Genomic DNA, 23680 nt, shown 5'->3' on the forward strand with positions numbered 1-23680 from the left:
GGCCGCATCCTCCACCGCATCGGTCGAACCGATCTCGACTGAACCGCCGACGCCTGCACCGGCACGGGCTGAACCGTCACGCGCGCCCTCGGGACCCGGCCTCCGCGGGGTGCCGCTAAGGAGATGCCCGACGGGGCACTCGTCACGGGCCAGCGAACCCTCCGACGACCACAAAGGGGAATCGGCGGTCAACCGGTCCCACCAGTCGCCGTCGGCCCTATTCGAACGACGAGAGTGCTCAGGATCAGAGCCGAACAGATCCATCACACCCCCTCAACAGATTCGAATACCTGTATGAATTCTTTCACCGCCTCATCACCCACAGCAACCATGAGCGGCGAATAGTTGGAGCGGCAGGTCGCCACCGGGAAAAAGGGGCAATACCGCACAACACAATGACGTGGCCAGGGATGTCCACTTAGAACTACTACCGAAATGATCTGGAAGTGCTCGTGATCGTTTCTCATCGCCCGCCGGAGTAGCGAGCGCGGCTCCGGTCTGGGTGTACACCGGCGGGTCATCGACCAGACGATCGCGTTGCCGCACCGGTTCGGCCGCTCGCGCATCCGCTGGGAGAGCCGCGACGACATCCACCAGGCCTTCATGACGCTCGCCGCCGCCATCATCGGCCGGCGGCGCCTCGTCCGCTGATCCTTCTGTCAGTACCTCACTCCGGGATGGGGCCCGAGAACGCCAGGTAGGGATGTTCCGCATCCAGCCACCGGCGGTCCAGCCTCACCCCTGTGGCCAGCTCGACAGCCGTCAGAAAACCTGCCTTCCAGTTCCAGTCGTCGTCCCTTCCGGTCCAGTCCTCATCCTCGATGTCCAGGAAGAACTCGCTCATCGTCGTCACTTCGGGCCACCACGCCAAGTTCGGGTGATCTTCAGGACGTCCCGGGAACAATCCGTCGATCGATAGAAGGACTTCGCCGTCGACAGCGAGGGACAGGCGGTTCACGGAGTTGACGTTCCACCAGGCGCTGTAGACCCGGGCGCGGGACGCCAGCCGCCGGAGCGCTCCGCTTGAATACCCGAGATGGTCGAGCCCGTACAGGACGACCGCCGCGCCGGATCGGTCCACGACCGCGCACGGGCCCGGGCGGGACAAGGGAAGGTTGACGATGTGAGGATTCGCCGATCGGGGCAGCTCATAACTGATTCCCCCGCCCAGCCGTGCGCCCACGTCATCCAGACTGAGAGAGCCCGCGTCATCGGGAACCACGACCGCCCAGGACAGCGCCACATCCACCTCTGGCTCACTGACAAGCCGTCGATAGTGTGCGTACACCTCATCGGTCGAAGGCCATTGGACATTCACGTGATGGCCTCTCAGATCATCGGTGGGTGAGTGGACGATGATCTTTGCATAATCGAGGGGCCCTCGGAGGTCTGTGGCGGGCAATCTGGATCATGCCCGCCGGCGCCGGTGAGGAGCGCATGACCGGGCCCGCACGAGCGCGGCGGTTGACCGACCCTGAGGGCCGGACACCGGCTCACGCTCGTCCGGGCGGTGACTGCGGTCAGGTGGCGGCGCGCTTGAGGACGTCCTCGAACACGCTCGGGTCGTCGGAGGAGACGACGGGCCAGCCGATGCCGTACGCGCCGGCCCAGCCGACCTCGATTCCGGGGTTGGCGAGATCGGTGCCGTCCGGCAGGAACAGGTGCGGGCTGCAGTTCACCTGGTCGGTCGCCGCGACGGCGGCCTGCTCGGACAGCGTTCTGCGTGCCCGGCCGTCGTCGAGGGCGGCCGCCAAGGCGTCCACGTCCACCACGCCGGTGGACGCGGCGGCGTCCAGGATCACCTTGCGATGGCTGATGCACCGCGACTCCGCCCAGAAGGCCCTGCGCAGCGCCAGGTCGAGCTGCTCGGACGCGGCGAAACCCTGCTCCTTGGCCGCCTGGACGGCTTCCAGCGCGGGCAGCGTCGTGGACGGGTACAGCCAGTCCTTCGCCTGCCACAGCTGCCACCCCGCGCCGGGCTCGAGCGAGGCCATCCGGGCCACCTCGCTGTCGGTCCCCGGCCGGGGGCTCGGCGCGTCGTTGAGCAGTTCCAGAGGGAAGGCGCGGTGGTCGAAGCGGACCCGGTCGGTCAGGCCGAGCCGTTCCCGGGTCGTGTGCAGCCGGTGCACCGTGATGTGCGCGAAAGAGCACCAGATGTCGGAAAAGATGATGATGGTGCCGGGCTCGGGGGTCGATATCGTCGTCATCGGCGTTCTCCTTATGTCGTGTCCTGTGTCGCTCAGGCCGCCCCGGCGCTGAGCGGAGCCCCCTCGTGCTCGGCGAGCACGGCCTCCACCAGCACGTCCTCATCCGGCAGCCACGGCGTCATGGAGGGCACCTCACGCAGGGTCTCCACGAGCGTCTCGGTGCGCTCCACGACGGTGGCGCCGTGCGAGCTGAGAATGTGGCGGGGCGCCAGCCGGACCAGGTCGTCCAGCACCGCGTCGAACTTGGCCGGGTCGGCCAGCGCGGTCCAGGGGGCGTTGGCCCTGGTGAACAGGGCCATCCCGGCGAGGTAGTCCCTCTCGGGGACGTCCTGGGCGTCCTGCGCCGGCCCCGGCAGGATCGCCCCGAAGCTGTCCGCGCTGAACAGCGAGCGGGTGGCGTGGTCGTACAGGGCCAGCGTCGAGGGGGAGTCGTAGGCGGGCGGGCGCAGCAGGGAGACGATCCTGCCGCCGAGGTCGAGCGTGCGGCCGGGGTTTACCCGCAGGACGCGGTTCGGGGGCACGTCCCACTCCTCGCCGAGCCGCGCGACGGCGAGGCCGTTCGTGACGAGCCTGGCCCGCGGCGCCGCCATGAGGATCTCCTTGAGGTTGCCCGCGTGGTCCCTGTCGTCGTGCGTGAGCACGATCCAGCGCAGGTCGTCCGGGTCGACCAGGGACCACAGGGCCTGTTCGAAGTAGCCGCGGTCGATGGCCATGCCGGTGTCGACGAGGATCGGCTGAGGACCACGGATCACGTAGGCGTTCACCGGCAGCAGGCCGGCGCCGCTGATGGGGAGGGACGACGGCAGCGTGGTGACGCCGGGCGCCGCCTCGTACGGGCTGCGCAGATAGGAGGTCATCGAGAGGGATCCTTTCCGCGGTGGGTTCGCTCAGGTGAGCTGGACGAGCACCGAGCCGGCGATGAGCAGCGCGAGCCCGGACAGGCGCGGCGCGGTGAGCGGACGCCGGGGCAGCCGCAGGAAGCCGTGGTTGTCGATCACGGCCGAGGCGACCTGCTGCCCGGTCACGGTCAGCGCCACGGTGGTGGCGGCGCCGATCGTGGGGATGAGCGTGAAGGTCGCGGTGACGTACGCCGCGGCGCAGGCGCCGCCGAGCCAGCCCCACCAGGGCATCGTGCGCAGCCCGCCGAGTTGCGGCCGGGGGGTGCGGCGGGTCGCCAGCAGGACGATCAGCACGACGGCGATGGTGATCGTGGCCACGATGAAGCTGATCATCGCGGTGGTCACCGGCTCGTGGATGTCCTTGCGCAGCGCGGCGTTGACCGCTCCCTGCACCGGCAGGACCGCGCCGGCCACGATGCCCAGCAGGATCCAGCCGCCCTGGCCGAGACCGTTCGCCGCGCCCACGGCGGCCGGGGCGGTGACGGTGGCCGTCCCGCCACGGGAGGGAGCGCCTGTCGCCGGTACCGCCGGGGCCGGCGACCGCGCCGGGCGCTGCCCACGGATGATCACCGTGATGCCGGCCAGCACCGCGAGCGCCCCGAGCGCGATGCCGAGGCTCGGCGGCTTGCGCGCGACGCCGAGCAGGCCGAACAGGTCCAGCCCCAGCGACGCGAACATCTGGCCGGTCACGAACAGCCCGGCCGCCGCCAGAGCGCCGAGGCGGGGGAAGAGCAGGATCCCGCTGGTGATGTAGAGCGGGCTGGCCAGGCCTCCGAGCAGGTGCCAGACCGGGACGTCCGGCACGAGGCGGACCGCGCCGATCGCGCCGGCGGCGACCGCGAGGAGCGCCAGCAGGGCGGTCGCCACGCTCAATTGCAGGGTCGAGGCGCCGTACGGCGTGCCGACGGCCTTGTTGAGCTGGAGGTTCACCGAGGCCTGTACGGCCAGCAGGCAGCCGGCCAGCAGCGCCGAGGCGAGGAACAGGGCATGCATGGCAGTCCTCTACGACGTAAGTGGACGTGATGTCCGGATGAGCGTAAGCGACAAACGGACACCGTGTCCACATGGCTGTGTGAGGGGCTACCATGTCCTCATGGGCAACGGGTTGACGGATCCCGGCGGGAACCGGGCGAACGGCCGCGTTCCGCCGGAGGGGGCCAGGCCGGCCGGCACCGGCCGGGAACTGCCCGTGCTGGACCTCGAACCGGGCCGGCCGGCGCCGGTGCGGGAACGGGCGGACGCCGCGCGCAACCGCATGCGGGTGCTGAAAGCGGCGGAAGAGCTCTTCGCGACGAGAGACGCCAGGCACGTCACGATGGACGAGATCGCCAAGGCGGCGGGGGTGGGCCGGGCCACGCTCTACCGGCGCTATCCGGACCCCGCGTCGATCGCGACGGCCCTGCTGGACGAGCACGAGCGGCAGGTGCAGGAGCACATCCTGAGCGGCCCGCCGCCGCTCGGCCCGGGGGCCTCACCCGCCGACCGGCTCGCCGCCTTCCACGTCGCCATGACCGATCTGCTGGAACGTCACCTGCACCTCGTCCTGGGGGCCGAGACCGGGAGCGCGCGGTTCGCCACCGGCGCCTACCGCTTCTGGCGGGCGCACGTGCGGATGCTGCTGACCGAGGCGGGGGTGCCGGACCCCGACGCGATGACGGACGCCGTGCTGGCGCCGCTCGCGCCCGAGGTCTACCAGTTCCAGCGGCACACCCTGGGCCTGTCGCAGGCCCGCGTGACCGAGGCGCTGGTGTGGAGCGCTCGCCGGCTGGCGGGAGGCGGGGCGCCGGGCAGTTGACGAGTGCCGCTCGTCGCGAGTGCGGAGCCGGATGGATGCGTCGTTCTCCCCGAGAGCATCACAAATTCTGCGCATTCCGGGCTTGGCAGCTGGCGGGAGGCGAGACGGGCGGCGAGGTGTCTCACCGGACGCAGTAGGCGCCGATCCCGTGCTCCAGCAGGTCGAAGGCGCGCTCGGCGTGCTCCCTGATGTCCGCCCTGATCAGCGCCGCGTCCTCGCCGGCCATCTGCCGCATCGCGAAATGGCGGGTCAGCGCGCGGACGACGGCGCAGATCTGCGCCGACACGAGCCAGGGGGTGAGGTCGTCGGGATCGGCGTCGGTCGCATCGGCGAGCGTGCGGGCCAGCCGCTCCTCCCGGTGCACGTCGAGCATGCGCACCCGTGACTGCAGTGCCGGGCTCTCCTTGACCCGCTGCGCGAACAGGTCGGCACCCTCGCTCATCCCGTAACGCCAGTCGCCGGCGTCGAGTGCCTCGAAGAAATCGCGCCGCACCGCCTCGACCGCCGTCTCGCCCGCGCGGCGCTCGCGCACGGCCCGGGCCAGCAAATCCTCGGTCTCCTCGCTGCGGTCGAGGAACATGTCCTCTTTTGTTCGGAAGTAGTTGAAGACGGTGTTGACCGACACGTCGGCGGACCTGGCCACCTCGGCCACCGTGACGTTGTCGAAGCCCCGTTGCAGGAACAGCCCCATCGCGATGTCCGCGATGCGCTGCCGGGTCTCCCGCTTCTTCCGCTCCCGCAGGCCCTCTTCCATGCCTCGATTGTAAGGGTGAACGCAATCTTTAAGTGACTCCAAATTTGGTGCTACTCTACCCGGCATGATTCACGCCAGAGGACTCACCAAGACCTTCGGCCCGACCGAGGCCGTCCGGGGGATCGATGTCGACGTCTCCGCGGGGGAGATCGTCGGCTTCCTCGGACCGAACGGCGCGGGCAAGACCACCACGCTGCGCATGCTGACCACGCTGCTGCGGCCGACGTCCGGCACCGCCACGGTCGCGGGCGCGGACCTGTTCGCCGACCCCGCCGGCGTACGCCGCCGCATCGGGTACGTCGCCCAGGGCGGCGCGTTCGCGCCGTTCTCCCCGGTGGGGGAGGAGCTCGTGCTCCAGGCCCGCCTGTACGGCCTGAACAGGGAGGAGGCCCGCGAGCGGGTGACCGCCCTGCTCGCCGAGCTGGACCTGCCCGGAGTCGAGGAGCGTACGACGGTCACGTTGTCGGGCGGCCAGAAGCGCCGGCTGGACATCGCGATGGGCCTGCTCCACGGGCCCGAGTTGCTCTTCCTCGACGAGCCCACGACCGGGCTCGACCCGCAGAGCCGGGCCAATCTGTGGGACCACGTGCGGCGGCTGCGCGAGCGGGACGGCCTGACCGTCTTCCTCACGACCCACTACCTGGAGGAGGCCGACGCGCTCTGCGACCGCCTCCTGATCATCGACCACGGCCGGATCGTCGCCGAGGGCACCCCGGGCGAGCTGAAGTCCGAGCACGGCGCGCGCACGCTCGACGACGTCTTCCTCGCCGTCACCGGCCGCGAGCTGCGCGAGGGGGCCGCCGCGTGACCGCTCTCGCCGCCCTGACCGGGCACTACCTGCGCGCGTCCTTCGGCAACAAGTTCAGCCTGGTCTTCAGCGCTCTGCAGCCGTTCCTCTACCTCGTACTGTTCGGCCCGCTGTTCGAGCGCAGCGGCGTGGGCTCGTGGGGCGTCCTCGTGCCCGGCCTGCTGGTGCAGCTCGGGCTGACGAGCCCGGGAATGGCGGGCTTCGGCATCGTCTTCGACCAGCGGTTCGGCGTGCTCGAACGGATGCGGGTCACGCCGGTGAGCCGGGTGACGCTCCTGCTCGGCCGGGTGCTCAGGGACAGCGCGGTGATGTTGATCCAGGCTGTGGCGATCATCGTGGCGGCCTGGGCGCTGGGGCTGCGGGCGCCGCTCGCCGGGGTGCTGGGAGCGCTGCTGCTGATCACCGTGCTGTCGGTCGGCATGGCGTCGCTGTCGTACGTGGCGGCGCTCACGATACGGCAGGAACTGTTCGCGCCCGTGATGTCCAGCGTGGTGATCCCGCTGATGCTGCTGTCGGGCGCGCTGCTGCCGATGTCGCTCGCCCCGGCCTGGCTGGACGCGGTGTCGCGGCTCACGCCGTTCCGCTACGCGGTCGAGGGGATGCGGGCGCTGTTCGCCGGTTCCTACGCGTCGGCCGCCGTTCTGTGGGGGGTGGTCGTGTCCCTGGCCTTCGCCGTCGTGGGCGTTACCCTGGGCACCCGTCGTTTCCAAAGGGAAAACGCCTGATCAGGGCCAGGGAAAGGCATTCGAACTTCATACCGGTTTGCGGGCGCCGACGGGCACGGAGACGGTCACAATGGGTGGCGTGGCGGACGTCAACTTCACCCTCGTCCAGCTGCGTTACTTCGTAACCGCGGCCGAGCTCGGCAGCATGACCGCGGCCAGCAGAGAACTCATGGTGGCGCAGTCGGCGATCTCGGCCGCCATCGCGCAGGTGGAGCGGGAGCTGGGAGTCCAGCTCCTGATCCGCCACCATGCCCGCGGCCTGTCGCTGACCCGCGCCGGTGAGCGTTTCCTCGTCGAGGCCCGGGAGTTCCTGTCCCACGCCGCCGCGCTCGCCCAGTCGGCGCGCGGCCTGGCGGGGTCGCTCACCGGTGAGCTCGCCGTCGGCTGCCTGACGACGCTCGCGCCGTTCTACCTGTCCCGGTTGCTGCGTGAGTTCGCCGAGCGGTATCCCGGGGTGCGGGTCAGCGTCGCGGAGGGCGAGATCTCCGGCATGGAGTCGGCCCTGCTCGACGGGCGGTGCGAGGTCGCCCTCGTCTACGCCATCGACCTCGCCCTCGACCTCGACATCCGCCCGCTCACCCGGGCCAGGCCGTACGCGCTGCTGCCGCCGGAGCACCCGCTGGCCCGGGCGGAGGCGGTGTCGCTGGCGGACCTGGCCGCCGAGCCGATGATCCTGCTGGACCTGCCGCGCAGCCGCGACTACTTCCGGACGATCTATCCCACCGAACCGCGCGTGCGGTTCCGTACGTCGAGCTATGAGACGGCGCGCTCACTGGTGGCGGGCGGGCACGGCTACTCGATACTCAACCAGCGGGCCGAAAGCGACCAGACCTACGACGGCGGCCGGGTGGCGTGCGTCCCGATCAGCGACGACGTGCCCACGCTCGACGTCGTGCTCGCCTCGGTGCGCGGTGTGCGGCCCACGGCCCGTGCGGTGGCCTTCGCCGAGACCTGTCAGGCGTTCTTCTCCAGAGGGTGATTCACCCGAGGTCGGCGAGCAGTTCCTCCAGGAACGCGCCGGTGTGCGTGGCCGGCCGGGCGTCCACGCACAACGCGTTCATCACCTGCGTGTACGCCTCGGTGTCCTCGGCCTTGTCCAGATAGAGGGCGCTGGTGAGCTGCTCCAGGTAGACGACGTCGGGCAGCTCGGGCGCGTCGAAGCGCAGAATGGTGAAAGGCCCCCCGCACGCCGCGTGCCCGGCGTGGTCGAACGGCACGATCTGCAGCGTGATGTTCGGCTGTCTGGTCACCTCGATGAGGTGCTCCAGCTGGGCCCGCATCACCGTGCGGCCGCCGATCGGGCGGCGCAGCGCCCCCTCGTCCATCACGGCCCACAAGGTCGCCGCCTCGGGTCCGGTCAGCCGTTCCTGCCTGCGCATCCGCAGGTCCACGCGCCGGTCGACGTCGTCGGCGTACCGTCCCATGGTGCCGCGCAGGACGAGGGCCCGCGCGTACTCGGGCGTCTGCAGCAGCCCGGGGACGTGCTGCAGCTCGTAGCAGCGGATGACGGACGCCGCCTCCTCCAGCCCGACGTAGAACTCGAACCAGCCCGGCAACACGTCGCTGTACTTGTGCCACCAGCCGGGGACGTTCGCCTGCCGCGCCAGGTCGAGCAGCACGGCCCGGTCGTCGGGATCGGTGATGCCGTAGAGGGTGAGCAGGTCGGAGACGTCCCGCTCCTTGAAGCCGACCCGGCCGAGCTCAAGCCTGCTGATCTTGGCGTGTGAGGCGCGGATGGTGCGGGCCGCTTTCTCGGGGGTGATGCCGCTCTCCCGGCGCAGCCGCCTGAGCTGGGCTCCCAGCAGGAGCCGCAGCGCCGTCGGGCCGCCGCGGGCGATTCCGACCGGTACGGGGGCGGGGCCGTCCGCCTGTGCCTTCACGTGGTCTCCATGGGCATGTCCGGAAGAATCCCTAGTGAACCAATCGGGTTGATCATCCTACCGGACCCCGCTGAGGCCTTCTTTGCAGGGAACTCGACGGAAAGTCGGGGGCGCACGACATTTGCACGTGCAAGCGTGCTTGCATCCGCAAGGCACAGGGCAAGATACACGACGGCAGGGAAATTCACATCATGTAATGGGTGAGACCTGAGGGATCGGCGATGACTGCAGACCTGGCAGGCCCGGGAGCCGCGACGGCGCCTCCGTGGTTGACCTCGATGTTCGAGCGGGACGAGGTCGCCGGATTGTCCCTGCCCCCGTCGGCGATGTGCACCTTTCACGGGCGCACCACGTCAGCCGCGGCGGCCCGTGACTTCACCGCCAGGACGCTGCGCGGCTGGGACCTGCCCGGTCTCGTGCCGGACGCGCAGATCGTGGTGTCGGAGCTGGTGACGAACGCGTTGCGGCATGCTCCCGGCGAGGCCGCGGACGGGCCGCCGATCCGCCTGAGGCTGGTGAGACACCGGTTTCATATCGGCTGCGGCGTGAGCGACGCCAGCGCCCGGGTGCCCGCGATCTCGCCCTGGAGCGACCTGTCGGAGTCGGGCCGGGGGCTGCACCTGGTCGAGGCGCTGACCGCAGCCTGGGGATGGATCCTCACACGTGGCGGGGGCAAGGTGGTCTGGGCGCTGTTCGACGCCTCGCCCGCCGCCTGACCAGTCCGCCTGTTGACCAGTCCGCCTGGTGAGGCCGGCCCGAGCCGCGACGCCCGGGCCGGCCCGCCAAGCCCTGCTCGGTCAGCCCTGCTCGGCCTCGCCGGTGACCTGCTCGGCGGCCTCCTCGGGCGACTGCTCCAGGTCCTGATCGGCCTGCGCCTGCGCGGAGGCCTTGTCCAGCCTGACCCAGCTCGTGATGCTCTCGATCGCGAACAGCACGAGCAGGTAGGCCGTGAGGACGACCGCCACGGGAGTCAGCCATCCGGCGGCGGCGGCCACGCCCAGGATCAGCAGGCGCACCTCCCAGCCCAGCCCCGCCTGGTACAGCCAGGCGGGGGGCCAGATGCCCTGCCGGGTGCGGTAGACGGTGTCGTACGTGTGGTAGCCGATCACGTAGAGGAGCACGAACAGCAGCCACTTGGGCGTGCCCGCGGCCAGTCCGAGCAGGATGATCGTCGCGAACTCGGCCGCCCGCAGCAGCGGGGGTGTGAGCCAGTCGAAGCGGCCCAGGTGGTCGCGGCCCGCGGTGGGCAGGACCAGCACGAGCAGCACGGCGACGGGCACGAGCAGGATCGGGCCGTCGGTGAGCACTCCGGCGACGGCCAGCGCCACGATCGCGAGCAGCGCCACCACGGTCGCGGGCACGGGCGGCAGCAGCCGGCCCAGGGAGCCCTTCAGCGCGGTGGCGAGCGGGCCGTCGTCGCGGTAGGCGAGCAGGCGCGCGGTCTGGATGCGGCGGCGCTCCTCGTCCGGGTCCGGGAGCGGCGTGGTGGCCTGCGGCTGAGTGATCATGCGAGCGACCTCAGGAGACGTCCGGTGAGGGTGTAGGTGGCCGCGACGCCGCCCCAGACGATCAGCGTGAGGAACGTGACCCGGGGGTTGAAGAACGCGGCGGTGATCGCGATCGCGGCGAAACGCTCGCCGATGGGGAACACGATCATCTTGCGGGCCCAGTGGACCGGACGGAACTTGCCGGCCTTGGTCCAGAGCTTCAGCAGGCCGCGCACGCCGGTGCTCCGGCTCGCCCTGCGCTGCTCCAGCGCCTCCCGCAGCGGGCGGTCGTCGGCGACCGTCAGATCCAGCGTGGGCAGCGGCACGGGCGCCTTGCGCCGGTTGGCCGCGCCGAACGAGAAGTCGAGCAGGTGCTTGACCGACTGGAGGGCCAGCGCGACCAGCGCCAGCGTCCACACGCCCTCGCCGTCGCCGAACTGCCCGGACACCGTCGCGCCGACCGCGAGGCCGACGAAGACGGCGTACTCCTTGAACCGGTCGAACGTCGCGTCCAGCCAGGCGCCGAGCACACCGAACTTGCGCGCGTATCGGGCGACCTGGCCGTCCACGCAGTCGAAGACGAACGCGAAGTAGATGAGCACCCCACCGGCCACCGCGCCCCAGCGGGTGCCGGTGGCGAACGCGCCGGCCGACAGCAGGCCGAGGGCGATCGAGATCAGCGTCACCTGGTTGGGGGTGAGCCCCCGGCGGGCCGCCCAGCGGGCGATGAAACGCGAGTAGGTGCTGACGAAGAACGTGGTGAAGAAGCCGTCGGCGCCCTTCACGGCGTTGTTCAGCCGGGCCCGGTCCTCGTCGTAGCCGGACATCTCCGCCAGCGCCTCGTCGGCCTCGGCCTGACTGCGGACGCGGCGGAAGAACAGGTCGCGGCGGCCCCGCCGGCCCACCGACACGCCGCGGCGGACCAGACCGAGCACGAGAAGCTCGGTCACGTCGTCCTCGGGGCCGAACAGATGGGCCATGTCCGCCAGCTCGCGGGCGACCTCGGCGAGGGTCTGGAGGTGCCGCTGGTGAAGGTGAAGCGGTCCGAGCAGCACCGCGTTCGGCCGGGTCACCGCGTGGTAGGCGGTGCCGACCGAGATGATCCGGCTGCGGCCGATGCGGGTGCGCAGGGGCAGCCCCTCGACGACCTCCTGGCCGATCTCGGGCTCCGCCTCCTCGATGGGCACGAGTTCGGCCTCGGCCGCGTTCTCGTCCTGCTCGTCGCCCTCCTCGCGCTGCCTCCGGGCGACCAGCGCGATCGCGCCGCGCTTGGCCTTGGTGATCTGGTAGATCAGCTCGTCGTGGATCAGCGAGTCGGCCGGCAGGATCAGCAGGTTGTCCTCGGCGCCCTCGACCGCGTCGGCGAGCGCGCGCAGGTCGCCCGCGACGTCCGGGCTCTCCACGACCCGGCCGTACGGCCTGCGGTAGCCGGCGGCGTCCCCCGGCCGGGCGATCGTCGTCGGCTCGGGGTCCAGCGCGGCGGCCTGCGCGAGCAGCCTGTCATACGCGGAGGGGGCCCCGGGCAGCGATTGCAGCGTGATGGCCGCGGGCAGGGCGGGCTGACCGCCGAGCGGCGGGGGACTGATCGGGCCGGGCGGGGCGCCCAGCAGGACCACGCGGGTCATGGCAACCTTTCACGCAACGGGGGGAGATCAGGCCCTCAGGCTTGACCGGCGCGGGGAGATCCGCCGGATGCCAAAGCTTAGTGACCTTTCGTATGAGCCGATGCACCCCAGGTTTACCGCACGTGCCCTTGATGTACAGCTTGAGACGGGTTCGTCGCCGGGCATCGTCGCCGGATCATTACCGAATTTTCACCATTCTTGCCCTTCGATAGCTGGGTGAATGCCCGCTCAGGCGGGGCGGCCGGCCGCACACGCCCCTACGATGGCGGGGTGAGCCTCTACCGGGACGAGGGCGTCGTGCTGCGCACCCAGAAGCTGGGCGAGGCCGACCGCATCATCACCATCCTCACCCGGCGCACCGGCAAGGTCCGCGGCGTGGCCAAGGGCGTGCGCAGGACCATGTCGCGGTTCGGCGCGCGCCTCGAGCCGTTCTCCCACGTCGACCTGCAGCTCCACGGCGGCAGGTCCCTCGACGTGATCACCCAGGTCGAGACCCTGCACCCGTACGGTGAGGCGATCGTGGCCGACTACGCGCGGTACACCGCGGGCTCCGCGATGCTGGAGACGGCCGACCGGCTGACGGCGGGGGAGAAGGAGCCGGCGCTGCGCCAGTTCCTGCTGCTGGTCGGCGGCCTGCGCACGCTCGCCGAGGGCGGCCACGAGGCCCGGCTGGTGCTCGACGCGTTCTTCCTGCGCTCCCTGGCCGTGGCGGGCTACGCTCCCGCGCTGTCGGAGTGCGCCCGGTGCGGCGCGGAGGCCGTGCGCGCCTTCGCGATCGTCGCGGGCGGCGTGGTGTGCGGCGCCTGCCGCCCGGCCGGCGCGGCGGTGCCCGCCGCGGAGACGATCGCGCTGATGATCGCCCTGCTGCGCGGCGACTGGGCGGCCGCCGACGCCTCGGAGTCCCGGCACCGTGCCGAATGCAGCGGCCTGGTCGCCGCGTACCTCCAGTGGCACCTGGAGCACGGCATCCGCTCACTGCGTCATGTGGAACGCGAGTGGCCCGGATCCGGGGGGGCGTTCCCCGCCGAATCCGCACCGGATCCGCACATCTCGCGCGCCTGAGGACCGGCCAGGACCCAATACCCTCGGAACATGGTCCGTCCTCCCTCTCCGCACCCGTCAGGGGCGACCCCGCCCGCCATCCCGCGCGACCTGCTGCCGCGACATGTGGCGATCGTCATGGACGGCAACGGACGCTGGGCCAAGACGCGCGGGCTGCCCAGGACCGAGGGGCACAAGATGGGCGAGGCGTCGCTGTTCGACGTCATCGAGGGCGCGATCGAGCTCGGTATCCCCTATCTGTCGGCGTACGCCTTCTCGACCGAGAACTGGAAGCGGTCGCCGGACGAGGTGCGCTTCCTCATGGGGTTCAACCGCGACGTCATCCGGCGGCGGCGCGACCAGCTCAACGCGCTGGGCGTACGGGTCCGCTGGGCCGGGCGTCCCGGGCGGCTGTGGAAGAGCGTGATCAAGGAGCTCGAGGACGCCGAGCGGATGACGGTCGGCAACAGCACGCTGACCCTGCAGTTCTGTGTGAACTACGGCGGCCGGGCCGAGATCGTGGACGCGGCGGTGAGGCTGGCCCGCGACATCGCCGCCGGGCGGGTCAAGCCCGACAAGGTCTCGGAGAAGATCTTCGCCCGCTACCTCGACGAGCCGGAGATCCCGGACGTGGACCTGTTCCTGCGCTCGTCCGGCGAGCAGCGCACCTCCAACTTCCTGCTCTGGCAGTCCGCGTACGCCGAGATGGTCTTCCTCAACCGGCTGTGGCCCGACTTCGACCGGCGGGATCTGTGGCAGGCGTGCGAGATCTACGCCAAGCGCGACCGCAGATACGGCGGGGCCGTCCCGAACGAGGCGGCCCGTGACTCCGGCCTGGTGCAGAACTCCGGCACGGCGCGGTAGCCGGCCCGGCCGCGCCGGGGGCCCGCCCTGTCAGGAGGCGTCGCGGCGGCGGGCCCGGTACGCGGCGACGTGCATGCGGTTCCCGCAGGTGCGGCTGTCGCAGTAGACCCGCGAGCGGTTCCTCGACTCGTCCACGAAGACGTGGGAGCAGTCGGGCGCCGCGCACGTGCGCAGGCGATCCCGCTCGTTGTCCACGAGCACGTGGGCGAGCGCGACGCCGCAGTCGGCGGCCAGGTGCTCGGCGACCGACGAGCCCGGCGCGAAGTAGTGGACGTGGAGGGGATGGCCGTCGTGCTCGGCGAGGTGCGGCGTGATGCGGGTGCGCTCCAGCAGCGTGTTGAGCAGGCCGACCGCCGTCGGCTGGTCCGGTGCGGTGAACACGGCGTGGAACTCCTCACGCAGGGCCCGGACCTCGGCGAGGTCCCGCCCGGTCAGCGCCTCCACTCCGCTGACCTCCCGCCTGCGGACGAACTCCTCCAGATCGCCGACCTCGGCCAGCCCGTCGTGGTCCCCGGCGCCGGTGTTGATGAGGTCCACCACCGTCGCCAGCGAGTACACCGTGTCATGGCTGAACGGCACGCCATCTCCTTTTGTCGCGGCGGGCTTGTCGCGGCGCAGGCAGCGTACCTCTCGGGCGGCCCGCGCGGGGCGGGGTCAGCCCTTTCCCGCCGCCTCCGCGCACGAGGAACAGGTGCCGAAGACCTCCACGGTGTGGGTGACGTCGATGAAGCCGTGCTCGGCCCCGACGACCTCGGCCCAGCGCTCCACGTCCGGTCCGGCCACCTCCACCGTGCGCCCGCACACCCGGCACACGAGGTGGTGGTGATGCGTGTCGGTCTGGCAGGCCCGGTAGACCGACTCGCCCTCGTCGGTGCGCAGCACGTCGACCCGGCCGGCGTCGGAGAGCGACTGGAGCGCCCGGTACACGGTCGTCAGGCCGATCTTCGAGCCGACCGCGCGCATCTCGGCGAACACGTCCTGCGCGCTGCGAAACCCCCGGCTCTGGCGGAGGACCTCGTGAACGGCGTCGCGGCTCTTCGTCATCAGGACTCCTGTGTACGGCTACGACCTATCAGACTAGGCCGGTTCGCGTCAGATCAGCCCGAAACGGGTGGCGGCGAGGAGGACCAGGAACGTGCCGACCGCCACACGCAGCAACCGGCCCACCGGGCGCAGCGACGGCCACGACATGTAGGCCAGCCAGGCGATGAACGCGAGCACCGGCAGCACGGCCAGCCCGCCCCGCCAGTCCGGCACGACCAGTCCGGCGATCAGCAGGGCCACCAGGACCAGCGGGACCAGCCAGCGGGGCTGCTGGAACAGGAAGACCAGCGGTGCGGCGCTCTTACGCTCGACCGCCGCGCGCAGCCCGGTGGCGCCGGGCGTGAAGAACTGCTCGCCAGGCGGCAGCGGCCGCCGCACCCGTGGGGACGCCGCGCTCCCGCGGGCGGGAGGCTTCCTCGCCAGAGGATGGGCCGGCACCTGTCGGCGCGGCGGTTCGGTTTCGCTTCCCACGCGTTTGAGCCTAGTGCTGAATTCCGCGATCCTCGCCCCGTCGTCTTGCCCGCCGCCCTCTTCCGTCCGCGTCGCCCCTCCCCGGTGGGCCGTACGGGAGGGGTGGCATGCTGGGCGGCATGCTCGCCGTGATCCGTTACTCGGTGCCGGGCGCCCGCGCCGACGAGTTCGCCGCCCAGGCGCGCGCCATCCTCGACCTGCTGGCCGCGCAGCCGGGATACCTGCGGGGGCAGATCGGCAGGTCCGTGGACGAGCCGGCCCTGTGGGCGGTGGTCAGCGAGTGGGAGGGCGCGGGCTACTACCGGCGCGCCCTGTCCGCGGCGCGGATGGTGATGTATCCGCTGATGACCCTTATGATCAACGAGCCCGGCGCCTTCGAGGGCGTATACACGCTGCCGGGCGAGGGGGCGAGTGCGGGCACCGCGGGCAAGGCTTGAGCGCGGGGGCGCCGGATTCCCCTAAGCTTGAGCACAGATCCGGGCAGGTGGCCGGACGTCCCGCCGCCGGCAGGCGGCCCGCCGGCCCGCCCGCCTCAGTCGGCAGCGCACCCGCTGTCCCCGATCTCAACGCCGACACCCAGCCGGATGGAGTTCCACTGATGGCACGTCGCACCGACGTCATGGAAACGATCGTCAGCCTCGCCAAACGCCGCGGGCTGGTCTTCCCGTCGAGCGAGATCTACGGAGGCCTGCGGGCGTCCTGGGACTACGGCCCCCTCGGTGTCGAGCTCAAGAACAACGTGAAGCGCGAGTGGTGGAAGGCCATGGTGCAGGGCCGCGACGACGTCGTCGGCCTCGACTCCTGCGTCATCCTCGCCCGCGAGGTCTGGCAGGCCAGCGGCCATGTGGACACCTTCACCGACCCGCTCACCGAGTGCCAGTCGTGCCACAAGCGCTACCGCGCCGACCATCTCGTCGAGGCGTACGAGGCCAAGCACGGCGGCGAGCCGGCGGGCGGCCTGGCCGACATCACCTGCCCGAACTGCGGCAACAAGGGCGCCTTCACCCAGCCCAAGCAGTTCAGCGGCCTGTTGAAGACGTTCCTCGGCCCGGTGGAGGACGAGTCGGGCCTGGCGTACCTGCGGCCGGAGACCGCCCAGGGCATCTTCATCAACTACCTGAACGTCCAGCAGTCGGCCCGCAAGAAGCTCCCGTTCGGCATCGGGCAGGTCGGCAAGTCGTTCCGCAACGAGATCACCCCGGGCAACTTCATCTTCCGCACCCGGGAGTTCGAGCAGATGGAGATGGAGTTCTTCGTCAAGCCGGGCACGGACGAGGAGTGGCACCAGTACTGGATCGACGAGCGCCTGCGCTGGTACGTCGACCTCGGCATCAACAAGGACAACCTCCGGCTCTACGAGCACCCGAAGGAGAAGCTGTCCCACTACTCGAAGCGGACCGTGGACATCGAGTACCGCTTCAACTTCACCGGCGGTGAGTGGGGCGAGCTGGAGGGCATCGCCAACCGCACCGACTTCGACCTCACCGCGCACGGCAAGGCGTCCGGGACCGACCTGTCGTTCTTCGAGCAGGAGACGGGCGAGCGCTACGTGCCGTACGTCATCGAGCCGGCGGCCGGTGTGGACCGCGCGACGCTGACCTTCCTCCTCGACGCCTACACCGTCGACCAGGCGCCCAACGCCAAGGGCGTGATGGAGGAGCGGACCGTGATGCGGCTCGACCACCGCCTGGCCCCGGTCAAGGTCGCGGTGCTGCCGCTGTCGCGCAACGCCGACCTGTCGCCGAAGGCCCGTGACCTCGCGGCCCGGCTGCGCCGCCGGTGGAACGTGGACTTCGACGACGCGGGCGCCATCGGCCGCCGCTACCGCCGCCAGGACGAGATCGGCACGCCGTTCGCGATCACGGTGGACTTCGACACCCTGGAGGACCAGGCCGTGACGATCCGCGAGCGGGACTCCATGGCCCAGCAGCGGGTCGCGCTCGACCAGGTCGAGTCGTACCTGCGCCAGCACCTCAACGACTGATCCCCACGAGCGAAGGCCCCGCCCCGGAAACGTCCGGGCGGGGCCTTCGCCGTACGAGCAGACAGCGCCATAGGCGTCAGCCGCAGCGCGTCCCGTCGGCCGGGACCTTCCCCTCCAGCAGGAACGCGTTGACCTTGTCGTCGATGCACTGGCTCTGGCCGTACGCGCCGTGGCCCTCGCCGTTCAGCGTCAGCAGCACGCCGGTGCGCAACTGCTCGGCCAGCCGCGGCGCCCACTGGTACGGCGTGGCCGGGTCGTTCGTCACGCCGACCACCAGAATGGGATCGGACCCGGTGGCGTCGACGTGCCTGGCGGCGTCGTCCCCGCGCACCGGCCACACGCTGCACGAGCCCGCGCTGATCGCGGTCGGCGCGAAGATCGGGCTCCGCTTCTTCAGCCGCCGGGCCAGTTCCTCCGCCTGGGCGACCGACGGCCGGTCGGTGCTGTCGACACACAGCACCGACGGCAGTGAGAACTGCAGGGTCGAGTAGGTGCCGTCCGGCTGCCGCCCGGCGTACTGGTCGGCCAGCGCGAGCAGGCCGTCGAATTTGCCCTTCCTGGCCTCGTCCAGCGCCTCGGTGAGCAGCGGCCAGGTGAGCTTGCTGTAGAGCGCCTGGGTGATCGCCGCCCTGGCCACGTCCTCGGTGACCGTGCGCGAGCCGACCTTCCCCGGGGTGCGCGCCAGGGTGTCGAGGAGCCGCAGCACGGTGGCGTTGGCGGCGGCGGTGTCGGCCCCGAGCGGGCAGCTCGTCCGCGTCTTGGTGCAGTCGGCCAGGTAGTCCTCGTACGCCTTCTGGAAGCCGAGGGCCTGTGTCTTGGCCATGTCGAGCATGGTGACGGAGGGGTCGACCGCGGAGTCGAGCACCATCCGCCCCACCTTCTTCGGGTACTGCGTGGCGTACACCGCCCCGAGGTGGGTGCCGTAGGAGAAACCGAAGAAGTTGAGGCGAGGGTCGCCGAGGGCCGATCGCAGCGCCTCCATGTCGCGCGCCGCGTTGACCGTGCCGACGTACGGCAGGATCCAGCCGGCCTTGCGCTCGCACCCCTGCGCGAATTCGGTGATGAGCTTGGTCTCGGCCCCGGCGCTCTCGCTGGGCTCCCTGCTCATGTACTGGTCCATCTGCGGGCCGCTGAGGCAGCGGATGCCGCTGCTGCGTTCCACGCCGCGCGGGTCGAAGCTGACGAGGTCGTAGCGGGTGTTCAGGGTGGAGAACGCGTGGGCCGCGTTGATGAGCGTCGTGACGCCGGAGCCGCCGGGACCGCCGAAGTTGAAGACCAGTGAGCCGATCCGCCGGTTCTTGTCGGTGGCCGGCAGCCGGACCAGGGCGATGCCGATCTTCCTGCTCTCCGGCTTGGCGTAGTCGAGGGGCACCTGGAGAGTGGCGCACTCGAAGCCGGAGGAGGAGGCGGTCTCCCCGCACGCCTTCCAGGACAGGGAGGGCATGCCCGACGCGTAGTCGTCCGGGGTGACCTTCGCGCCCCCGCAGCCGGCGGTCGCCGCCATCGCGCCGAACCCGGCGACCGCGGCCGCCAGCGCCGGCCAGAACCTTCGCGGCGCCGTCACTCGCGCCGATGCCCGCGCCGATACCACTGGCGTCGATACCCCCGGCGACACCGCTCGCGACACTGATGACCCTCCGCATTCGACGGTATTCGGAGGGTGTCTCGTTTATATCGCACGCCGTCGTGTGTGTGCCGCCGACTCACCGGAACCGCGTCTTACCGGGCAATGGTCTGAACCATTTCCTCTCGTGCGGCACGAGGTTCTCGCGCCGTCCTCGGTGGCGAATTGGTTTACACCAGTTCGGGAGCCCGAACAAATGTCGCATCTTTGATTGGATTAGACCTCTGCAATACCTCTCACCTGCCTGAACGTCTTATGTGGCGAAGGGTGATGTTTGGTGCTGCTTTTCCTCGGTACAGTCCGGTTGCGGACCGCGTCTGCGGTTTCATCGAAGCCGGCGAAGGAGCGTCGCATGCCGAAGTACGTTTACGACTTCACCGAGGGCAACAAGGACCTCAAAGACCTACTCGGTGGCAAGGGCGCCAATCTGGCGGAAATGACCAACCTCGGCCTCCCCGTGCCTCCCGGCTTCACGATCACCACCGAGGCGTGCCGCCGCTACCTCGGTGACGGCCGCATGCCCGACGGGCTGGAGGGGGAGATCGGCGAGCGTCTCGCCGCCCTGGAGATGCGGATGGGCAAGCGCCTCGGGCAGGCGGACGACCCGCTGCTGGTCAGCGTCAGGTCGGGGGCCAAGTTCTCGATGCCCGGAATGATGGAGACGGTCCTCAACATCGGCCTGAACGACGACTCGGTCCTCGGGCTGGCCAAGCAGTCGGGCAACGACCGCTTCGCGTGGGACTCCTACCGCCGGCTGATCCAGATGTTCGGCAGGACCGTCCTGGGCATCGACGGCGAGCTGTTCGAGGACGCGATGGACGACCTCAAGGGCGAGCGGGACGACACCGAGCTCGACGCCGCCGACCTCCAGCGGCTGGTCGAGACCTTCAAGGGCGTCGTCCGCGCCCGGACGGGCCGGGACTTCCCTTCCGACCCCCGGGAGCAGATGGACCTCGCCGTCAGGGCGGTCTTCGACTCCTGGAACGCCCCGCGCGCGATCCTCTACCGCCGTCAGGAGCGCATCCCCGCCGGCCTCGGCACCGCCGTCAACGTCGTCGCGATGGTGTTCGGCAACATGGGCCCCGACTCCGGCACGGGTGTCGCCTTCACCCGTGATCCCGGCTCGGGACGCCAGGGCGTCTACGGCGACTACCTGCGCAACGCCCAGGGCGAGGACGTCGTCGCCGGCATTCGCAACACCGTCCCCCTGCAGGAGCTGGAGACCATCAATCCGCAGGCCTACCGCGAGCTCATCGGCATCATGGGGACGCTGGAGCGGCACTACCGCGACCTGTGCGACATCGAGTTCACGATCGAGCGCGGCACGCTGTGGATGTTGCAGACCCGGGTCGGCAAGCGAACGGCCGAGGCCGCCTTCTGCATCGCCACGCAGCTGGTGGACGAGGGCCTGATCGACATGGACGAGGCGGTCACCCGGGTCACCGGCGACCAGCTCGCCCACCTCATGTTCCCCCGGTTCTCCGCCACGAACGGCAACCGCAAGCTGACCACCGGCATGAACGCCTCGCCGGGCGCCGCGGCGGGCAGGGCCGTCTTCAGCTCCGAGCGGGCGGTCGAGCTGGCCGGGCGGGGCGAGGCGGTCATCCTCGTGCGGAGGGAGACCAACCCCGACGACCTGGCCGGAATGATCGCGGCCCACGGCGTGCTCACCTCCAGGGGAGGCAAGACCTCGCACGCCGCCGTGGTGGCCCGCGGCATGGGCAAGACCTGCGTGTGCGGGGCCGAGGAGCTGGACGTCGACACGCACGCCGGCCGCTTCACCGCGCCCGGCGGGGTCGTCGTGAACGAGGGCGACGTGATCTCGATCGACGGCGGCTCCGGCGCCGTGTACCTCGGTGAGGTTCCCGTCACCGCCTCGCCGGTCGCCGAGTATTTCGAGGGCGGGCCCGCCGAGGACGAACTCGTCCGGGCCGTCGACCGGATCATGACCCATGCCGACTCCGTCCGCCGGCTCGCCGTGCGGGCCAACGCCGACACTCCCGAGGACGCCGCCCGCGCCCGCCGCTACGGCGCCGAGGGCATCGGGCTGTGCCGTACGGAGCACATGTTCCTGGGGGAGCGGCGGCGGCTCGTGGAGGACCTGATCCTGGCCACGACGCCGGAGGAGCGGCAGGCGGCGCTCGACGCGCTCGAACCGCTGCAGACCGGCGACTTCACCGGCATCTTCACGGCCATGCGCGGGCTGCCGGTGACGATCCGGCTGATCGACCCGCCGCTGCACGAGTTCCTGCCCGACCTCACCGAGCTCGCCGTCAAGGTCGCCCTGGCGGGAGATCGGGCGGGCGACCGCGACCGCCGGCTTCTCGACGCGGTCAAGCGGCTGCACGAGGAGAACCCGATGCTGGGCCTGCGCGGCGTACGGCTCGGCCTGGCGATCCCCGGCCTGTTCGCCATGCAGGTGCGGGCCATCGCCACGGCGGCCCGGCGGGCCGGCGGCGCCCGGGCCGAGATCATGATTCCGCTGGTCGGCGCGGTGCAGGAGCTGGAGATCGTCCGGGAGGAGGCGGAGCGGATCCTCGCCGAGGCGGGCGTGGAGGCGGCGATCGGCACGATGATCGAGGTGCCCAGGGCGGCGCTGACGGCCGGGCAGATCGCCGAGGCCGCCGAGTTCTTCTCGTTCGGCACCAACGACCTCACGCAGATGACCTGGGGCTTCTCCCGTGACGACGTGGAGAGCGCGTTCTTCGGCACCTACCTCGACCTCGGCGTCTTCGGGGTCTCGCCGTTCGAGTCCGTCGACCGCGAGGGCGTCGGCCGGCTGATGCGGATCGCGGTCGAGGAGGGCAGGCGGACCCGGCCCGATCTCAAGCTCGGCATCTGCGGTGAGCACGGCGGGGACCCCGACTCGGTGCACTTCTGCCAGGAGATCGGCCTCGACTACGTCTCCTGCTCGCCCTTCCGGATCCCGGTGGCCCGGTTGGAGGCCGGCCGCGCCGCGCTGACCTGCGCGGAATCCGACGCGCGATGAGCCGGCGGACCCGCCGCCGCTCGGCCGCGGGGATCACGCCGGCACGGCAATCTCCCATCGCTCTACCGCATCTGTCGTGAAACCGGACCTTCGTGGGTACGCTCCAGTCCCCGCTGTCACGGGGCGTTTGCGCAAGGAGGGAGGACGCATGGCCCGCTACGACGAGCACGACCAGGCGCGGTGGGTGCCGGAGCCGCCGGGCAACCCGGAGCGGAGCGCGTTCGAGCGCGACCGGGCACGCGTGCTCCACAGCGCCTCGCTGCGCAGGCTCGCCGCCAAGACGCAGGTGGTGGCCCCCGCCGACTGCACCGGCCTGCACAGCCCCCGTACGCGGCTGACCCACTCCCTGGAGTGCGCGCAGATCGGCAGGGAGATGGGCAAGGTCCTCGGCTGCGACCCCGACCTGGTGGAGACCGCCTGCCTCGCCCACGACCTCGGCCACCCTCCGTTCGGCCACAATGGGGAGGTCGCGCTGAACGACCTGGCCGCGCCGTGCGGCGGATTCCAGGGCAACGCGCAGAACCTGCGCCTGCTGACCCGGCTGGAGGCCAAGGTCATCACCGAGGACGGCCGCAGCGCCGGGCTCAACCTCACCAGGGCGACGCTCGACTCGGTCTGCAAGTATCCCTGGGCCGGTTCCTCCTGCCGCGTCCCCGGCGTCCCGCTCGCCCGTGAGGGCCAGCCGTACTGCGTCTACCCCGACGATCTCGCGGTGTTCCGGTGGGTGCGGGAGGGCGCGCCCGACTACGCGGTCGGCTTCGAGGCGCAGGTCATGGACTGGGCCGACGATGTGGCCTACTCGGTGCACGACCTGGAGGACGGGCTGACCTGCGGCCACGTCACGATGGCGGCCCTGCGCGACCCGGAGGAGCGGCTGGAGGTGTGCCGCGTGACGAGGGAGTGGTACGCGCCCGACGCCGGCCTGGAGGAGTTGTCGGAGACCTTCGCCCGGCTGCTCTCCGAGCCGCTGTGGCCGGCCGCCTTCGACGCGGGGCTCGCCGACCTCGCCGCGCTGAAACGACTGACCAGCGCGCTCATCGGACGGCTGTGCCGTGCCGCGCAGGACGCCACGCGCGAGGCGTACGGCTGCCGCCCCGGGCCCGGCGGCCGGGGCGCTCCGGGGCGGTACGACGCGGACCTGGTGGTGCCGAGGACCACCCGTCTGGAGTGCGCGCTGCTCAAGGGTGTGACGGCCTGCTACGTGATGTCCCGTGAGGCCCACCACGCCGTCCAGTCCCGGCAGCGCGAGATCATCGCGGAGCTGGGCGAGCTCATCCTGCGGGGCGCCCCGGCGACGCTGGAGCCCGCTCTGCGGCCGCAGTTCGAGCAGGCCGCCGACGACGCGGGGCGGCTGCGCGCGGTGGTGGACCAGATCGCCTCGCTCACCGACGCCTCCGCCATGGGCTGGCACCGCCGCCTGTCGGCGGCCCCGCACCGTCTCAAGGCCGGCTGACGCCGTTCGCGCCGGCCGGCCTTGCAGAGC

At 70.9% G+C, this 23680-nt stretch carries 23 protein-coding genes and 1 pseudogene; 11 read left to right on the top strand and 13 right to left on the bottom strand.

Going from position 1 to position 23680, the window contains the following annotated elements; all coding sequences use genetic code 11:
- The 5 genes from AB0O28_RS38115 to AB0O28_RS38135 all read right to left on the bottom strand — a co-directional run.
- Positions 1–264, bottom strand: a 264-nt coding sequence (locus AB0O28_RS38115; RefSeq protein ID WP_363647586.1) for a hypothetical protein, incomplete at its 3' end; no start/stop codon positions are given.
- A 403-nt stretch (positions 265–667) separates the two neighbouring features.
- A complete protein-coding gene (locus tag AB0O28_RS38120; RefSeq protein WP_363647588.1) occupies positions 668–1402 on the bottom strand; it encodes a hypothetical protein in 735 nt (244 codons plus the stop codon).
- A 118-nt stretch (positions 1403–1520) separates the two neighbouring features.
- The gene (locus tag AB0O28_RS38125; RefSeq protein WP_363647590.1) at positions 1521–2207 is read right to left on the bottom strand and encodes a DsbA family protein; all 687 of its coding nucleotides are present in this window, start codon (positions 2205–2207) and stop codon (positions 1521–1523) included.
- A 32-nt stretch (positions 2208–2239) separates the two neighbouring features.
- Positions 2240–3064: an MBL fold metallo-hydrolase gene (locus tag AB0O28_RS38130; protein WP_363647592.1), complete on the bottom strand. Its 825-nt coding sequence runs from the start codon at positions 3062–3064 to the stop codon at positions 2240–2242.
- Between the two features lie 30 nt (positions 3065–3094).
- A complete protein-coding gene (locus AB0O28_RS38135; protein ID WP_363647594.1) occupies positions 3095–4099 on the bottom strand; it encodes a DMT family transporter in 1005 nt (334 codons plus the stop codon).
- A gap of 100 nt (positions 4100–4199) precedes the next feature.
- Here AB0O28_RS38135 and AB0O28_RS38140 point away from each other — a divergent pair, with 100 nt between their 5' ends.
- The gene (locus tag AB0O28_RS38140) at positions 4200–4901 is read left to right on the top strand and encodes a TetR/AcrR family transcriptional regulator (protein WP_363647596.1); all 702 of its coding nucleotides are present in this window, start codon (positions 4200–4202) and stop codon (positions 4899–4901) included.
- Positions 4902–5022: 121 nt separating this feature from the next.
- Here the strand turns inward: AB0O28_RS38140 and AB0O28_RS38145 are convergent, their stop codons facing one another.
- A complete protein-coding gene (locus AB0O28_RS38145) occupies positions 5023–5655 on the bottom strand; it encodes a helix-turn-helix domain-containing protein (RefSeq protein WP_363647598.1) in 633 nt (210 codons plus the stop codon).
- Positions 5656–5719: 64 nt separating this feature from the next.
- Here AB0O28_RS38145 and AB0O28_RS38150 point away from each other — a divergent pair.
- The 3 genes and pseudogenes from AB0O28_RS38150 to AB0O28_RS38160 form a co-directional block, all read left to right on the top strand.
- A pseudogene (locus tag AB0O28_RS38150) lies at positions 5720–6382 on the top strand (ATP-binding cassette domain-containing protein); the annotation flags it as partial.
- A 77-nt stretch (positions 6383–6459) separates the two neighbouring features.
- Positions 6460–7188: an ABC transporter permease gene (locus AB0O28_RS38155; protein WP_363647600.1), complete on the top strand. Its 729-nt coding sequence runs from the start codon at positions 6460–6462 to the stop codon at positions 7186–7188.
- A gap of 70 nt (positions 7189–7258) precedes the next feature.
- Positions 7259–8167 carry a LysR substrate-binding domain-containing protein gene (locus AB0O28_RS38160; protein ID WP_363647602.1) on the top strand — a complete coding sequence of 303 codons (909 nt, stop codon included), beginning with the start codon at positions 7259–7261 and terminating at the stop codon, positions 8165–8167.
- A 1-nt stretch (position 8168) separates the two neighbouring features.
- Here AB0O28_RS38160 and AB0O28_RS38165 read toward each other — a convergent pair whose 3' ends face one another.
- Positions 8169–9068, bottom strand: a complete 900-nt coding sequence (locus AB0O28_RS38165) for a helix-turn-helix transcriptional regulator (RefSeq protein ID WP_363647604.1) — start codon at positions 9066–9068, stop codon at positions 8169–8171.
- Between the two features lie 221 nt (positions 9069–9289).
- Here AB0O28_RS38165 and AB0O28_RS38170 point away from each other — a divergent pair, with 221 nt between their 5' ends.
- The gene (locus AB0O28_RS38170; RefSeq protein ID WP_363647606.1) at positions 9290–9784 is read left to right on the top strand and encodes an ATP-binding protein; all 495 of its coding nucleotides are present in this window, start codon (positions 9290–9292) and stop codon (positions 9782–9784) included.
- A gap of 81 nt (positions 9785–9865) precedes the next feature.
- Here AB0O28_RS38170 and AB0O28_RS38175 read toward each other — a convergent pair whose 3' ends face one another.
- Both AB0O28_RS38175 and AB0O28_RS38180 read right to left on the bottom strand, forming a co-directional pair.
- A complete protein-coding gene (locus AB0O28_RS38175) occupies positions 9866–10576 on the bottom strand; it encodes a DUF5941 domain-containing protein (RefSeq protein WP_363647608.1) in 711 nt (236 codons plus the stop codon).
- On the bottom strand, positions 10573–12180 hold the full coding sequence (locus AB0O28_RS38180) for a CDP-alcohol phosphatidyltransferase family protein (protein ID WP_363647610.1): 1608 nt from the start codon (positions 12178–12180) through the stop codon (positions 10573–10575). Before AB0O28_RS38180 ends, AB0O28_RS38175 begins: the two co-directional genes overlap by 4 nt.
- A gap of 270 nt (positions 12181–12450) precedes the next feature.
- Here AB0O28_RS38180 and recO point away from each other — a divergent pair, with 270 nt between their 5' ends.
- Both recO and AB0O28_RS38190 read left to right on the top strand, forming a co-directional pair.
- Positions 12451–13242, top strand: a complete 792-nt coding sequence (recO, locus tag AB0O28_RS38185) for a DNA repair protein RecO (protein WP_363647612.1) — start codon at positions 12451–12453, stop codon at positions 13240–13242.
- 30 nt (positions 13243–13272) lie between these two features.
- On the top strand, positions 13273–14085 hold the full coding sequence (locus tag AB0O28_RS38190; RefSeq protein WP_363647614.1) for an isoprenyl transferase: 813 nt from the start codon (positions 13273–13275) through the stop codon (positions 14083–14085).
- 30 nt (positions 14086–14115) lie between these two features.
- Here the strand turns inward: AB0O28_RS38190 and AB0O28_RS38195 are convergent, their stop codons facing one another.
- From AB0O28_RS38195 to AB0O28_RS38205, 3 genes are all read right to left on the bottom strand, one after another.
- Entirely contained in the window at positions 14116–14664 is a 549-nt protein-coding gene (locus AB0O28_RS38195; protein ID WP_363647616.1) for a CGNR zinc finger domain-containing protein, read from the bottom strand.
- A gap of 75 nt (positions 14665–14739) precedes the next feature.
- Entirely contained in the window at positions 14740–15129 is a 390-nt protein-coding gene (locus AB0O28_RS38200) for a transcriptional repressor (RefSeq protein ID WP_363647618.1), read from the bottom strand.
- A gap of 48 nt (positions 15130–15177) precedes the next feature.
- Entirely contained in the window at positions 15178–15600 is a 423-nt protein-coding gene (locus AB0O28_RS38205) for a DUF6703 family protein (protein WP_363647620.1), read from the bottom strand.
- 119 nt (positions 15601–15719) lie between these two features.
- On the opposite strand from AB0O28_RS38205, the gene AB0O28_RS38210 reads away from it, so the two are divergent.
- A complete protein-coding gene (locus AB0O28_RS38210) occupies positions 15720–16037 on the top strand; it encodes an antibiotic biosynthesis monooxygenase (protein ID WP_363647622.1) in 318 nt (105 codons plus the stop codon).
- A 161-nt stretch (positions 16038–16198) separates the two neighbouring features.
- Complete coding sequence (locus tag AB0O28_RS38215; RefSeq protein WP_363647624.1) at positions 16199–17584, top strand: glycine--tRNA ligase; 1386 nt, start codon at positions 16199–16201, stop codon at positions 17582–17584.
- 76 nt (positions 17585–17660) lie between these two features.
- Here AB0O28_RS38215 and AB0O28_RS38220 read toward each other — a convergent pair whose 3' ends face one another.
- Positions 17661–19148: an alpha/beta hydrolase gene (locus AB0O28_RS38220; protein ID WP_363647626.1), complete on the bottom strand. Its 1488-nt coding sequence runs from the start codon at positions 19146–19148 to the stop codon at positions 17661–17663.
- Positions 19149–19560: 412 nt separating this feature from the next.
- Between AB0O28_RS38220 and ppdK the strand changes: the two genes are divergently transcribed.
- Positions 19561–22197, top strand: a complete 2637-nt coding sequence (gene ppdK / locus AB0O28_RS38225) for a pyruvate, phosphate dikinase (RefSeq protein WP_363647628.1) — start codon at positions 19561–19563, stop codon at positions 22195–22197.
- Positions 22198–22345: 148 nt separating this feature from the next.
- Positions 22346–23650: a deoxyguanosinetriphosphate triphosphohydrolase gene (locus tag AB0O28_RS38230; protein ID WP_363647630.1), complete on the top strand. Its 1305-nt coding sequence runs from the start codon at positions 22346–22348 to the stop codon at positions 23648–23650.
- The last annotated feature ends 30 nt before the right edge of the window (positions 23651–23680 follow it).

Source organism: Microbispora sp. NPDC088329 (genome assembly GCF_040685655.1).
Taxonomy (GTDB): Bacteria; Actinomycetota; Actinomycetes; order Streptosporangiales; family Streptosporangiaceae; genus Microbispora.